At 46.3% G+C, this 14,231-nt stretch carries 11 protein-coding genes; 6 read left to right on the top strand and 5 right to left on the bottom strand.

Going from position 1 to position 14,231, the window contains the following annotated elements:
- Positions 1-113: 113 nt before the first annotated feature.
- Together feoB and ACO08K_RS05645 are read right to left on the bottom strand one after the other, a co-directional pair.
- Entirely contained in the window at positions 114-2,255 is a 2,142-nt protein-coding gene (gene feoB / locus ACO08K_RS05650) for a ferrous iron transport protein B (protein WP_421795424.1), read from the bottom strand.
- Between the two features lie 33 nt (positions 2,256-2,288).
- The gene (locus tag ACO08K_RS05645) at positions 2,289-2,528 is read right to left on the bottom strand and encodes a FeoA family protein (protein WP_421795423.1); all 240 of its coding nucleotides are present in this window, start codon (positions 2,526-2,528) and stop codon (positions 2,289-2,291) included.
- A gap of 563 nt (positions 2,529-3,091) precedes the next feature.
- Here ACO08K_RS05645 and ACO08K_RS05640 point away from each other — a divergent pair.
- The gene (locus ACO08K_RS05640; protein WP_421795422.1) at positions 3,092-4,057 is read left to right on the top strand and encodes a PorP/SprF family type IX secretion system membrane protein; all 966 of its coding nucleotides are present in this window, start codon (positions 3,092-3,094) and stop codon (positions 4,055-4,057) included.
- Between the two features lie 192 nt (positions 4,058-4,249).
- Complete coding sequence (locus ACO08K_RS05635) at positions 4,250-5,506, top strand: SUMF1/EgtB/PvdO family nonheme iron enzyme (RefSeq protein ID WP_421795421.1); 1,257 nt, start codon at positions 4,250-4,252, stop codon at positions 5,504-5,506.
- Here ACO08K_RS05635 and ACO08K_RS05630 read toward each other — a convergent pair.
- Positions 5,503-5,658: a hypothetical protein gene (locus ACO08K_RS05630; protein ID WP_421795420.1), complete on the bottom strand. Its 156-nt coding sequence runs from the start codon at positions 5,656-5,658 to the stop codon at positions 5,503-5,505. The two genes, ACO08K_RS05635 and ACO08K_RS05630, sit on opposite strands and share 4 nt — an antisense overlap.
- A gap of 124 nt (positions 5,659-5,782) precedes the next feature.
- On the opposite strand from ACO08K_RS05630, the gene gldL reads away from it, so the two are divergent.
- From gldL to gldN, 3 genes are all read left to right on the top strand, one after another.
- The gene (gldL, locus tag ACO08K_RS05625; RefSeq protein WP_421795419.1) at positions 5,783-6,403 is read left to right on the top strand and encodes a gliding motility protein GldL; all 621 of its coding nucleotides are present in this window, start codon (positions 5,783-5,785) and stop codon (positions 6,401-6,403) included.
- Positions 6,404-6,451: 48 nt separating this feature from the next.
- The gene (gene gldM, locus ACO08K_RS05620) at positions 6,452-8,020 is read left to right on the top strand and encodes a gliding motility protein GldM (RefSeq protein ID WP_421795418.1); all 1,569 of its coding nucleotides are present in this window, start codon (positions 6,452-6,454) and stop codon (positions 8,018-8,020) included.
- 150 nt (positions 8,021-8,170) lie between these two features.
- Complete coding sequence (gene gldN / locus ACO08K_RS05615) at positions 8,171-9,040, top strand: gliding motility protein GldN (protein ID WP_421795417.1); 870 nt, start codon at positions 8,171-8,173, stop codon at positions 9,038-9,040.
- 103 nt (positions 9,041-9,143) lie between these two features.
- Here gldN and ACO08K_RS05610 read toward each other — a convergent pair whose 3' ends face one another.
- Positions 9,144-11,069, bottom strand: a complete 1,926-nt coding sequence (locus ACO08K_RS05610) for an AAA domain-containing protein (protein WP_421795416.1) — start codon at positions 11,067-11,069, stop codon at positions 9,144-9,146.
- A 61-nt stretch (positions 11,070-11,130) separates the two neighbouring features.
- Here ACO08K_RS05610 and ACO08K_RS05605 point away from each other — a divergent pair, with 61 nt between their 5' ends.
- Positions 11,131-12,948, top strand: a complete 1,818-nt coding sequence (locus tag ACO08K_RS05605) for an ABC transporter ATP-binding protein (RefSeq protein WP_421795415.1) — start codon at positions 11,131-11,133, stop codon at positions 12,946-12,948.
- A gap of 199 nt (positions 12,949-13,147) precedes the next feature.
- Here ACO08K_RS05605 and ACO08K_RS05600 read toward each other — a convergent pair whose 3' ends face one another.
- Complete coding sequence (locus ACO08K_RS05600) at positions 13,148-14,215, bottom strand: BamA/TamA family outer membrane protein (protein ID WP_421795414.1); 1,068 nt, start codon at positions 14,213-14,215, stop codon at positions 13,148-13,150.
- Positions 14,216-14,231 lie beyond the last annotated feature (16 nt).

Here is a 14,231-nt window from a genome sequence, read left to right as displayed (position 1 = left end):
AGAATACGTGCTGACAAGATCGAAAAAAAACGGAAGATGAAAAAAGGGAACGCGGGATTGATGCCGAATGAAAGGATTGTGCAGTTAAATGACGGTTATAGCAGTAATTTTCCTCAACTCAACCACATATACGCCAACCAACTGCTCAAATACGCCAGCCCCGTCATAAACCCGAACTGAATCAGTGGCCATTTCCAAGACTTTGTTTCCCGTTTGACCACCGCAATCGTACTCATGCATTGCATGGCAAAAACGTAGAATAGCAATAACGATAGGGACGTAGCCGGACTGTAAATCAACTCCTTGGTGATTGGATCGCGCTGTTTGGCCATTTTTTCCCGGATGGAATACTCGTCATCTTGGTGGCCGATGCTATAAATGGTAGCCATAGTAGCTACAAAAACTTCCCGCGCTGCAAAAGAAGTAATCAGTGCAATGCCAATTTTCCAGTCAAAACCCAGTGGCCGGATAGCTGGCTCAATGAACTTGCCCAATTGCCCGGCAAAGGAAGCTTCCATCACCTGAGCATCGATCAAATCCTGGGTAGCCGTTTCATCCAGATTTTTTAATTGGGCACTGCGGCGGGCCACTTCTTCTGCCCGTTTGATTGCCCCCGGCGGGCCAAAAGAAGACATGAGCCAGAGTACCATACTGATGATCAGAATGATTCGTCCGGCTTCAAAGGTGAAGGTTTTTACTTTTTCCCATACGGTCAGCCATACATTGCGCATGACCGGTAAGCGGTACTCAGGCAATTCCAGCATCAAATAGCTGGTTTCGTTGGTGCGCAAAATCAATTTGAAAACCAGCGCAGCCAACAAGGCCGCAGCAATTCCCAAGAGGTAAAGCCCCATAAAGGCCAAGGCCTGCAAACTGACAAAACCGACCTTGGTAGGCGGCACCACAAATCCAATCAAAACAGTATACACTGGAATCCGCGCCGAACAACTAATGAAAGGTGTAACCAGTATGGTGATCAAACGTTCTTTCCAATTGCTAATCGTACGGGTACTCATGATCGCGGGAATGGCACATGCGCCACCCGAAATGAGTGCGACCACACTGCGGCCATTCAAACCAAAAAACTGCATGATGCGGTCAAACATAAACGCTGCACGCGCCATGTAACCTACCTCTTCCAGTAGGGATATGAGGAAAAACAAGATGGCAATTTGAGGCACAAAAACCACTACGCCACTCAAGCCTGTCACGATCCCTTCCGTCAATAAATCTGTCAGCCAATGTTTGGGCAGGTTGTTTTGAAGGAAAGTATTGAGGCTACCAAATGTGTCCTCAATGAAATTCATGGGCAGTTCAGCCCAGGTAAACAAGGCGTGAAAAATCATCAGCATCAAACCAAAAAACACCACTGGCCCCAAAAAGCGGTTGGTCAGTAAGTCGTCCAGTCTTTCGGTAAAACTCGCAGATTGAGCTGAGTCCCGATCCCGGGCTTGTTGAACAATCGGGGTGAACTGATCGTAGCGCTGCATGGTTTCATACACTTGCAATTGCAAATCCTGAAACCCGGTATTGTTGATGGCCTGCTCAATGGTTGTTTTTTGAGCGGGCGTTAAAAAAGGCAACCACTTAATATGGTGTGCCAAAAGTATCAATTGATAAGGTGTATATCCTGGAAATTCGCCTTGAATTTGGGTAATCAGTTTGGCTTCTTCTGGAGCAAGGCGGTATTGGGTGCTATCGAGTGGTGCGTTTCCGGCAGGTGCCTGAGCCAATAAATCGACCATCATCTGCTTCAATTGCCCCAGTCCTTCGCCCGTACGGCCACTGACCAGCAGGGTAGGGGCCCCCAATTTGCGGCTGAGCTTCTCCAAGTCGTATTGCAAGCCTTCCTGTTCCGCTACGTCGGCCATATTGAGGGCGAGTAGCACTGGAATGCCCAGGTCTTTGAGTTGGCTGAACAGCAGCAAGTGTTTTTCCAACTTGGTGACATCGGCGATGTACACGATGGCATCCGGGTAATTTTCGTTGCCAGGTTGTACCAAACTTTGGACAACCAGCTTTTCATCTTTGGAAGTGGGATAAAAACTATAAGCACCGGGAAGGTCGATCAGCTCGGCACGGGTACCACCAGGGAGTTCCAGGGTACCGGTTTTTTTGTCAACTGTAACACCTGGGAAGTTGCCTACCTTCTGTTGTAGGCCGGTGAGTTGATTAAAAATCGAAGTTTTGCCACTGTTGGGGTTACCAATGAGGGCAATCTTTGGTTCAAGAGCGGGCGATAGAACTGGTTTCAAACCTTTGACAGAACTAGATAACGAATGAAAAAATTAACGAACCATAATGCTACAGGCTTCCGACTTGCGCAAAGCAATCAACAGATTGTCTGCTTTGATGTAGCACCCGCCGCCAAATGGGGCTGCACGTACCACTTCAATTTGGGTGCCCGGCAAAATGCCCATCGACAATAACTTGCAAGCCATGCAATTATCGGTGAAATGGGAAACATGCCCTTTGCTGCCAACCTTTAGTTTGGCCAATTGCTTTCCGGTATTTGTAGTTGCGACCACGAGTACGCTTATTTTGATTTAATCTAAGTAACAATTCTGGTGCAAAATAGATCGTTTTTTTTCTTTTTCTACTAACAAAAATCACCGTTATGCAAAAATTACCTAGCATGAGGTAGCAACCCTTATACCTAATGTTAGGTACTGGGTGAAAGAAGCTATAGAATTATTGGTTTTTTGTTGCTTCTTTGCCAACTCTAGTCTGTGGAATACGTTTTCCAAAAAGAACATGCTTGAATTGCTGGCAACACAAAACCAAGCCTTTTGTGAAACCTCGTTGGAAACTCGACACTTACGTCACACAGCCGACTGGACTGAAGATACTTTGGCTCAAATTTTTGACGATACGCTCAAATTGTTCTATTTTACTTCCAAAGATCAGTGCTATGGGGCGATAAAAAAATAAATGTTCATTTTGCCATAGGGTTAGATAAGTAAACGATTCATTTTAAGTGTCTTATCTAATCCTTTGGCTTAAGAAAAATGAACATTTATTTTTGCCCCACTATTAAGTTGTACTGCGCAAATTTGAACTGTACGACAGGCTTTGACCGAAAATCTTAACTATGCGTAAACTTCACACCCTCCTTTGGGGCATTTTATTGGGTTGCACCACTATGTATGCCCAACAATCGGCACAGTACACTTTACACATGCTTAGCCCATATTATTGGAACCCTGGTGCGGCGGCCATTGATCAGGATTTGAGCCTCACCGCCAGCATTCGGCAACAATGGGGTGGTTTGCCGGGGGCACCGATGTCTCAGTTTGCCTTGCTACAGGTTCCTTTGCCACAATTTAGAGCCGCCTTTGGAGTGAAATTTGAAAACGATGAGCTAGGTGCTCAACGCAACAGCAATTTGATGCTCAGTTACAATTATCAAATGGAGCTGGGTGAAGCCGTTTTGGGGCTTGGTGTATCCGGCGGTTTCATGCAGTATGGCTTGGATGGATCACAGCTACGTGCGCCCGATGGCACCTACCAAGACATTTTAATCAACCACAATGACGCCATTCTATCTGCTGGAGCAATGAGTGGAATGTCACCCACTTTTGATGTTGGGGCATATTTTCAAAGTGAAAAATGGAACTTTGGCCTCGCCGTTCGCAACGTTTCTGCGGCAAGTATCAGGCTCAGCGAATTTGACCTAAAAACGACACGGAGCATTTTTTTTAATGCCCAAACCTCCTTTCCTTTGGGAACCAGTCTATTGTTTCAACCCTCTGCCATTGTACGTACGGATTTGACACAAATACAAACTGACCTAGGTTTGTTAATTCGATATAATGACAATATCTTTGGCGGCGCTTCGTTTAGAGGGTATAATTCCAATAGCATTGATGCTCTTGGTTTGATCGCAGGAGCAAAACTAAATGAGAAGTTGAGCGTGGCATATGCCTACGATTTGGTTCTCTCACCATTGCGTGAAGTAAGCAATGGATCTCACGAGTTAAGGGTGCATTACCGCATCCAACAGGGGATTGGAAAAGGGCGCAAGCCCAAAATCATCTACAATCCTCGGTTACTGTAAGCGGAATAATGGTACTCTAAACTTTTTTTGATTCACTAAAATAAGCAGTGTGGGCTTCGCGTTTGAAGTAGCGGATTGTTAAACTTAGGGCGAAACGCACCAATTAAGTTTTTTTAAATTTCTAAACGATCTATATTTACGCGGCTTTTTATCGAAGCTGTTTAAAGTCTGAAGGAAAACTCGGGTATTAACATGAAAAACGTACTCAAGCTTGCACTAGTTGCGCTGGTATTTGTAGCACTTTCTTGCGGAAAACAAGAAAGCGGAGAACTAATCGGAGTTCTCGACCGTCCAGTTTGGAAAGGAATCAATCCTTACGGTATGGTCTACGTCCCCTCTGGCACCTTGTTGGTTGGCCCCAGCGATCAGGATGTCAGCAACACCTTTGTTCAGCGTCCCAAACAAATCTCTATCCAAGGGTTTTTTATGGACGAAACTGAAATCACCAACAATGAATACCGCCAGTTCGTTTACTGGGTAAAGGATTCAATTGCTCATACGATTCTGGAGCACTTCCTCGAAAGTGACGAAGACGATGCCGACGAAGGTCGCATCGACTGGGAACAGGAAATCGATTGGGAAGACCCCGATGGTGCCCTCGCCGAAATGTACTACCAAGGCGATGACCGTTTTGCGGGCAAAAAAGAAATTGACGTTCGTAACCTGAAGTACAAATACTCCTGGTACGATTGGAAAAAAGCGGCTAACGATCGTGGCCGTTCTCCTCGCAACGAATTCATCAAAGAAAAAGAGGTAAATGTTTATCCCGATACGCTGGTATGGGTGCGCGACTTTGCCTATTCTTACAATGAGCCTCATGCTCGGAACTACTTTTGGCACCCTGCTTTTGATGAATATCCCGTAGTGGGTATCGACTGGCACACTGCCAACGCTTTCTGTTACTGGCGTACCATGTTGTGGAACAAAGCAACTTCCGACAGTAAGGATGGGCAAAACACCGAAAACTACCGACTCCCCTTCGAACACGAGTGGGAATACGCCGCACGCGGTGGTCGTGATCGGGCAATGTACCCATGGGGTGGGCCGTATATCCGCAACGCCAAAGGTTGTTTGTTGGCCAACTTCAAACCAGGTCGTGGTAACTACCCCGAAGATGGTGGTTTCTACACCGTGGCCGCCGATGCTTATTTCCCCAACGACTACGGCTTGTACAACATGGCTGGTAACGTTGCAGAATGGACCAATACAGCATACTATGAGAACGCTTATTCCTTCTTGCACGATTTGAACCCCGACATCCGTTACGATGCCGAGGACGATGATACACCAGAAAATAAGCGCAAAGTTATTCGTGGCGGTTCTTGGAAAGATATTCATCACTTCCTTCAGACGGGTGCACGTAGCTACGAATACCAAGACACCACCAAGTCTTACGTAGGTTTCCGTTGTGCACTTACCTTCTTGGGTCGTTCCATCAACGATTTCTAATCCATATCTGGATCGATAAAGCGAAAGGATACTGCACACCTGTTGTGCAGTATCCTTCCGCTTTGTGGAAAAAAGTTGAATGCTTCGGTTTCGCTCAGCATCCGCTCACTGAGCGTAGTCGAAGTACTGGGTGCCGAGTGAAACCGAAGCATTCAACTTTTTTTTCAACAAAACTGTAACCTTTTCCCAAATCTACATTATTGTGATTGTAACCTGGGTAAAAAATCCCAACGAACAACCATATTCTTTGTCTAACCATCAAAAAAATCCTGAACAATGAGCTTCCTGAAATCGAAAGGATTCAAGTACCTCAAAAACCTGATCATTGGTGTTGGTGCATCTGTAGTACTGCTTGGTGCACTCTTCAAAATTATGTCCTGGACCGGTGCGGATGAAATGCTAATCCTCGGTATGATTACAGAGGCCCTGCTTTTCCTTTTCTTGGGTGTAATCGGCCCTGATAAAGATTACTACTGGGAAAAACTGTACCCAGGTTTGGATAGTTATAATGCACCTATGCAACCAATGACTCCTGGTATTTCTACGGTAACTACACCAGTTAATACTCCAGCCCTGAACGGCGAAGTGGTAGAACAACAATTGGGTGGCATGTTGCAAGAACTGCAAGGTATGTCCAGAAGCCTGGGTTCTTTGAAGGCGCTGCAAGAGGTTGACTTTTCGGGCACCAAAGAACAACTCAAGTCAATGAACAACTTCTATACCAAGTTGAACGAAGCTATGGCTGACTTGACTGATTCTGCTGAAGAAACCAAAGTGGTAAAAGAAGGCTTGACAGAGTTGAACAAAAACATTTCCAAGCTGAACACAACTTATTCTTCGCTGAATAATGTATATGGCTCGGTGATCACGGCAATGGCCAACGTTCGCCAAGGGTAATCGGTCCCGTTTCGGAATCATTTTTCTAACCCGGAAAAAAGAAAAAACATGTCAATTCCAAAGGAGCCGCGGCAGTTAATGATCAACATCATGTACCTCGTGTTAACTGCCATGCTTGCCCTCAACGTTTCTGCGAAGATCATCAATGCCTTTTTTGTGATTAATACAGGTATAGTCAATAGTAGTAATGTATTGAAGACTACTAATGATAAAACTGTAGAGCAGTTGGGAAAGGCCGTAGAAACCGATCCAGCTAAATATAGCAGATTAGTTACTGCTGCAAAAGAAGTACAAACCTTATCCAAAGAGTTCAACGCTTATGTTGAAGGTCTGCGTGAAGAAATGGTGAAACAAACAGGTGGGTATTACCCAAAAGATGATCACCATCATCCAGGTCAGCCTAAAGGATACAAAAACAAGGAGATTACTTCTCGTTTTATGGTCAATCAAGGCAATGGCGATAAATTGTATGCTCGCATTAACGATACCCATGATAAGCTGATCAATATCTTGAATGGTTTGAAAGGTGTATCATTGATCAATGCTCAATCTATTGCAGAAAAAGAGAAAGAAATTACCCTCAAAGTAGGCGAGGGGGATTGGAAGAAGGAGCGCGGTGTAAATACCTGGGCTAAATACACCTTCAACCAACTGCCACTGGCTGCTGCTTTCCCTTTGCTGTCCAAGTATCAGCAAGACATGAAGAGTAGTGAAGCTGCTATTTTGAACTTCTTATTGAGCCAGGTCGGTGCAAAAGAATTCAAAGTAGACAACTTTATCCCGATTTCTTCTGCCAAGAAAAGCTATGTCATTGCTGGTGAAACTTTTGAATCTGAAATTTCAGTAGGTGCCAGCTCCAAGTCAATCAGTGACAACGTAGTGATTTCTGTAAACGGGCGCTCATTGCCTGTTTCGGAAGGTATTGCTAAGTTTACAGAAACGCCTACAGGTACAGGTATTCGCCCGTATAAGGTAGCAGTTACTTTGACAAACCCTTCAACTGGTGAGCGTAGTACCTATACCAAAGACTTTGAATACGAAGTTGGACGTCGTTCAGTAACTGTTTCTGCAGATAAAATGAACGTGTTCTACATGGGGGTTGACAACCCTGTATCAGTAGTAGCTGCTGGTGTTTCTACAAACTCCTTAAGGGTTTCTGGTAGTGGTGTTTCTCTTTCTGGTGGTGGCGGTAAATATACTGCACGTGTATCTGCCCCTGGAAGAGCTACTGTAACGGTATCTGGTGATGGCTTGAAAGCTACTGCGTTTGAATTCCGTGTTAAGCCGATTCCAGACCCAGTTGCGAAAATCAACAACTCTACAGGTGGTGAGATCGGAAACGGGGTATTGAAGGCTCAAGGTGGGGTAATTCCAGTTTTGGAAAACTTTGACTTCGAAGCACGCTGCGACATCTTAGGTTACAACGTGATTTACATCCCACGTCGTCAAGACCCGATTCAGGTGTCTAACCCCGGTGGAGCATTCGGAGGTCAAGCTCGTAACATCATCAATCAGGCCAAGCCTGGTGACCAGTACATTTTTGACAACATTCGTGCAAAATGCCCTGGAGACGCGGCGGGTCGTAAGATCAACCAAGTTACCTTCAAAGTGCAATAATACGGCATGTGTATACATTGGATGCTACATTTTTTTCAACGATGAAATCCATTTGATCGCTTGAGAAAATTTTTAAGAATCCGTTATACTACTGTACCCAATAAACTCGTTTATTGGGTACACTTTTTTGTCAAAGTAAAAAGCAAGAATATGAAAATGGCCGCCAAATTATTCGGTCTTCTTTTTATCCTCTGTATCGCTGTTGCCCCTCTGACTGCGCAACAGATCGATATGATCCAAACGGAATCGGGCCCCACCGATGGTTTGCCCAATCCGATCGACGATGTGGTTGAGAGCAGCATTACGGCCAAAAAACGCGTGCTTCCATACGACCAACCCCGTGAAGCAGACATTTTTTGGAAGAAGCGCATTTGGCGGATCATTGACGTACGGGAAAAAATGAACCTTCCGTTCGCTTACCCCAAACGTCCATTCGTACAAATTTTGCTGGAAGCGATCAACAACAAAGAGAAGCCTTTGCGCATCTTTGCTGATGAAGAATTCAAAACTCGCCTTGATACATCTGCTGTGAATGGCCTGCTGTACAAAATCGATACAGTGATGGTAACTGACCCCGTCACTTACGAGCAAAAACAACAGATCATCAAAAGTGATGTCAATATCACCGAAGACGTACAGCGTATCCGGGTAAAAGAAATCTGGTTCTTCGACAAGGAATCATCTTCCATGCAGGTGCGTATCCTGGGCGTTGCTCCAGTATTGCCTGTAAAAACCTCTACAGGCGACAAGGTGGGTGAAAACGTGTTGTTCTGGATCTATTACCCAGATGCCCGTGAATTGTTGGCACGTGAAAAAGTGTTCAACGACCAAAACGATGGCGCTCCAATGACCTGGGAAGACGTATTCGAGATGCGCTACTTCTCCAGCTATATCTACAAAACTTCCAACGTAAAAGACCTGCGTTTGCAAGATCAGTTTACTGGCCGCGACCTGCTGCTGGAAGCCGACAAGATCAAGCAGGAAATTTTCAACCTGGAACACGACCTTTGGACTTATTAAGCGAATAGCTAAAAGCGAAAAGTGAAAAGCAAAGGCTCCGGCATCGATGAATTCGATACGGAGCCTTTGCTTTTTGTATTATTATTTTTCACTTTTCACTTTTTCAACTCTGCATATACTCCCAAGCACTCCGATACTCACCCACCTCCTCGCAGTACGACAGGAATTCCCCATAAAATTTATTGTTCCCAATCGTAGCACTATCACCCACAATGATCAACTGTTTGCGCGCCCGGGTCATGGCTACATTCATGCGCCGATAATCAGTCAGGAAACCAATTTCTCCCTTCATATTGGAACGTACCAGCGAGATGAAAACCACGTCTTTTTCCTGCCCTTGAAAACCATCGATGGTATTGATGTCCAAATCCAGTTTGCTGAGCATCGGGTCATCTTTCAATTCCTCTTCAATGTGCATGACTTGCTCCCGGTAAGGGGAGATAATGGCAATGGATGGCGGCTCTTTTTCTAAAAACGCGTCCGCCAATTGGTACAAGTGCTCGCGTAGAATCTGGAACTCTTCCGGGTTGTACTTGCTCTGGTAAGCATGATGCACTTTTTCATCAAAACCACAACCCGCAGTATCGATAAAAATAACCGGAGCGTTGAGTTCAATGTCCAATTGCCGGTCTTTCACCTGAGGGGCAGCCATCAGTTCGTTGTTGTAAAACTGGCGATTGCTGAAACCCATAATCGCTTCATTCATCCGGTATTGGATGTTGAGCAAATTGACCTGTTGCAGTCTTTTGAGGCACTTTTCAATCATGGTGATGTTGAAGCCCTTCTTGGCTGCTTCCTGTGATTTTACGGTTGGAGGCAATTGGAAAGGGTCACCAGTGAGTACGACCTTTGATGCCTTGGTAATTGGGATCCAGGTGGCGGGTTCCAGGGCTTGTGCGGCTTCATCAACAATAACGGTGCGGAATTTGCGCTGATCGAGCACGGGGTGGGCTGCGCCAACCAGGGTGCAGGTGATGACCTGGGCATCGTCAAGGATCATATCGATCAGGCGTTGTTCCAGGGAATTGGCCCAGGCAGAAAGCTCTGCTGCCTCCTGTTCCATTTTTTTGCGCTCTTCGTAAGCCTCGTAGCCCCGTTTGCTGCGCAGGCGATTGGCCTGGCGACGGCATTCTGCGGCCTGGATTTTGACTTTTTTAACGTTTTTGCTCTCCGGGTGCTGGGATATTTGGTATTCTAGGGTATGCCTGACGATGCTCTCATCTACCCTGGAAATATTGCCAACCCGAACCACGCGCAAATCCTGCTCAGCCAGTTTTTCACTCAACAAATCCACCGCAGTATTGCTGGGCGCCGTAACCAGCACCGTTTTTTCTCTTTCCGCCAGTAATTTAATGGCTTGCACCAGGGTAGTGGTTTTGCCCGTGCCAGGAGGTCCATGAATGACCGCTACCTCTTGGGCCGCCAGAATTTGGGTTACCGCCAGGTTTTGAGAAGGATTGAGTGTGGCGATTTTGATGGGGGATTCGACCGGATTAAAATGGGCAGGTTTGTGCCCCAGAAGAACGGCACGCAATTCCTGCAAACGCCCCTTAGGCGCAGAGATGACCTTTTGCATGGCCTTCTCCATTTCAATGTAGGTGCGTTCGTCAAAAAGAATATCCACGGAAAGTTGCCCCATGCCAATCCAGTCTGGCAGATCCCGGGTATTGAGGATGATCCGCATTTTGTCTTTATCCACATAATACACCACGCCATTGCGTTCTGGGTTGTGTACATCGCTGTGTTGGGTATAAAAACGTACGGTTTTGCCCGCCCGAAATTGGTGCTCCTGACCTTTCCCCTGGGTACGCTCCACAACTACAAAAGCACGTTCGCCAATGGTATACCCTTGCTGAATGGCATTTAAAGGATACCAGGCCAGGCCTTTGGCTCGCCGCTGCTCTGGACTAAGGCTGTCCATCACTTTGCGGTGCTGTTCAAAATCTTCCTTTTTTTCGATTTTTAACAATTCGAGGATATCGATCAATTCTTGCAGCTCATTCTCCATAAAAGTAAAGGTAAGCAACATGATAAAAAAAGGAACGTATCTGCTTTAAACTTTTGTAGCCTTTTCATTGTAATGTTGAGTTATGAGTACTACATCAAAAAAAGTCAAGCTGGCCGATCAGTTTTCTGCGCTGAAAAATTTACCCGCATTTTTTGCCCTGATTTGGCAAACTGAACCACGGTTGGCGACCATCAATATCGTTTTACGCCTGGTGAAAGCCGGAGCGCCTTTGCTTACCCTTTACCTCGGCAAGTTGATTGTGGACGAAATCATTCGCCTGATCAGTGCACCTGAAAAAGACTTAAGCCAGTTGTGGACCTGGTTGGGGGCTGAATTTGCCATTGTGATTGTTTCAGATTTCCTCAACCGGGGCATTGGTCTGACCGAAAATCTATTGGGTGACCTGGTCTCCAACCGTACCTCCGTCGACATCATGCAACACGCCGCCAAGCTGGACTTGTTTCAGTTTGAAAACCCCGAATTTTACGATAAGCTGGAACGCGCTCGCCGTCAAACCACCAATCGAACGGTTTTGATGTCGCAAGTGTTGACTCAATTTCAGGACATCATAACCATCCTTTTCCTGGGAGCGGGTTTGGTGGCCTTCAACCCCTGGTTGATTCTGATCCTGGTCGTTGCGGTGATCCCTTCTTTTTTAGGCGAATCTTACTTCAACCAACAATCCTATTCCTTATCCCTGAACTGGACACCCGAACGACGGGAGTTGGACTACCTGCGCTACATCGGTGCCAGCGACGAAACCGCCAAGGAGGTCAAAATTTTCAACCTCTCCAATTTCATCATCGAGCGATTCAAAAAACTCTCCCATCAATATTTCCTGGCCAATCGCAAGATTGTGATCAAACGCTCTTTTTGGGGGCTGTTGTTGGCAGCTCTAGGTTCAGTGGCTTATTATGGTGCTTATGTGTTGATTGCGCTTCAAACCGTGGGTGGTTTGATTACGGTAGGTTCACTTACTTTTTTGACGGGTTCTTTTCAACGTTTGCATGGTTTATTGGAAGGAGTAATGACCCGTTTTTCCAAAATTGCGGAAAGCGCCTTGTACCTTAAAGATCTCTTCGATTTTTTCAACATCAAGCCAGAAATCATTTCTACCCCTGGGAGCCAGCTGTTCCCTGAGAAAATACAAAGCGGTTTTGTTTTTGAAAATGTCAGCTTTAAGTATCCCGATCAAGAGCGCTGGGCCATCCGTAATCTTTCTTTTACCCTTCATGCGGGTGAAAAGCTGGCCCTGGTCGGTGAAAATGGAGCAGGTAAAACAACCTTGGTCAAACTCCTGGCTCGTTTGTACGAACCCACCGAAGGCCGTATCCTCATCGATGGGGTAGACATTCGGGATTACAACCTCCAATCCCTGCGCCAAAACATTGGCATCATTTTCCAGGATTACATCCGTTTCCAATTGACTGCTGGGGAAAACATTGCGGTTGGCAACATCCTGCACAAAGATGAACAAGACGATGTACTCGAATCGGCTGAAAAAAGCCTGGCGAATACCGTCATCGAACAACTGCCAGAACGTTACGAGCAAATGCTGGGGCGACGTTTTAAAAACGGCGTGGAATTATCCGGGGGGCAATGGCAAAAAATTGCCCTCGGGCGTGCCTACATGCGCGACGCCCAACTCTTGATTCTAGACGAACCCACTTCAGCCCTGGATGCCCGCGCAGAACACGAGGTCTTTCAACGTTTTGCAGAATTGATCACCGGAAAATCGGCAGTGTTGATTTCACACCGTTTTTCCACCGTACGGATGGCCGATCGCATTTTGGTACTGGAAAATGGTCAATTGGTGGAAATTGGTAGCCACGAGGAGCTACTGGCAAAGAAAGGAAAATACGCCGAACTGTTCACCCTGCAAGCCAAAGGATACCTGTAGGGGCATCCCTTGCGGATGCCCGCTGGGCTGGTACAAGTCTAGAAACTTGTACCAATATTGACACGTCTCTGACGTGTGTTCATTAAATATTTTCGCGTTGCTCGTGCGTCAGAGACGCGAGAATGTGGGTACAAGTCTGGAGACTTGTACCAGCTAACACAAAACTGACCGGACCTGCCTCTATGGGTACTTCGCCCCATCAAAACGACTCACCAAAAGTCAAATAAAACCCCTGGCTCTTCACCCCAAAACCATAATCCGCCCGCAGGTTGATCTTCTGTTTTTTATCCAATTGATACCGGATACCCAGGCCTCCATTGGGCCTCCATTTGATGCTTTCTTCCGGAGTGCCAAACACTGCGCCCGTACCCAAAAACAGCACCCCGCCAAATCGGCCGAAACCTTCCTGGCGCAACTCCGCTTGAGTCAGCAACAGGTGTTTGTCCCGGTATTTGCCCTCAAAATATCCCCGTAAACGGCGAGGACCACCTAATTGAGCCAGATTAAAAAAAGGCACATCGGTACCCAAAGTAAAAGTGCCCATGGCCTGTACCGCAAGAATGGTTTTTTTGCCCAGCGTGAAAAATTTCCCCACGTCCAGACTAGCCCGTGAAAACTGGAAATTAGAACCTGTAAACTGGTCCTCCAGGTAAAATGATGTTTCCAGGTAGGATCCTTTGCCTGGGTAAAAACGATTGTCGCGGGTATCTCGCCACCATACCAGTCCAGCTCCAGCGGACCGCCCCCCGTCCCAACCTCGGATGGATTTTTGCAGCAAGAGTCCGCTTGAATCGTAGTTGACTATTTTTACATCGTCCAACGCCAGGCGTAAGCCCAGAGCGTGCCCTTTTTTCAAATTGCGCAAGAAGGTGAAACGTACCCTTGGATATTGGGCGGTGTATTTTTCCAGATAGTCGTCAGCATACTCGTTTCCGATGCCAAAAAACTGGTACTGATAGCGGTACCAACCCACTTCACCATAAGTCAGGTATTTGCCTTTTCCCAAATACAATTGATAGGGAAACCAGGCCAACAATTGTTTCCGCTGGGTATAAGCAAAACTAAATGTAACGCTGGATGCCTGAGGAGAAAGTGGGGTGCGGAAAGTGGCAATTCCTCCAGCCCCAATTCCAAACCGGGTATCAGGAGAATAAAAAAAGAGCGGCAACCCCACTACTTTGACTTTGTTGCTATCTCGCTTTTCCTGCGCATTCACCACATTCAACAAAGTCGTTAGCAGCAAAAGCTGCAAGACGTATTTTTTCATAAAGGACCTATTGGGA

This window comes from Haliscomenobacter sp. (assembly GCF_965225875.1).
Taxonomy (GTDB): Bacteria; Bacteroidota; Bacteroidia; order Chitinophagales; family Saprospiraceae; genus Haliscomenobacter.
This window is presented reverse-complemented; position numbering and strand designations above follow the sequence as displayed.

Excerpts from the sequence above, each read along its gene's own strand:
- gldL (WP_421795419.1), top strand. The coding sequence starts at position 5,783 with ATGAGCTTCCTGAAATCGAAAGGATTCAAGTACCTCAAAAACCTGATC.
- ACO08K_RS05630 (WP_421795420.1), bottom strand. The coding sequence starts at position 5,658 with ATGCTTCGGTTTCACTCGGCACCCAGTACTTCGACTACGCTCAGTGAG.
- ACO08K_RS05605 (WP_421795415.1), top strand. The coding sequence starts at position 11,131 with ATGAGTACTACATCAAAAAAAGTCAAGCTGGCCGATCAGTTTTCTGCG.
- ACO08K_RS05600 (WP_421795414.1), bottom strand. The coding sequence starts at position 14,215 with ATGAAAAAATACGTCTTGCAGCTTTTGCTGCTAACGACTTTGTTGAAT.
- gldN (WP_421795417.1), top strand. The coding sequence starts at position 8,171 with ATGAAAATGGCCGCCAAATTATTCGGTCTTCTTTTTATCCTCTGTATC.
- gldM (WP_421795418.1), top strand. The coding sequence starts at position 6,452 with ATGTCAATTCCAAAGGAGCCGCGGCAGTTAATGATCAACATCATGTAC.
- ACO08K_RS05640 (WP_421795422.1), top strand. The coding sequence starts at position 3,092 with ATGCGTAAACTTCACACCCTCCTTTGGGGCATTTTATTGGGTTGCACC.
- ACO08K_RS05635 (WP_421795421.1), top strand. The coding sequence starts at position 4,250 with ATGAAAAACGTACTCAAGCTTGCACTAGTTGCGCTGGTATTTGTAGCA.
- ACO08K_RS05610 (WP_421795416.1), bottom strand. The coding sequence starts at position 11,069 with ATGTTGCTTACCTTTACTTTTATGGAGAATGAGCTGCAAGAATTGATC.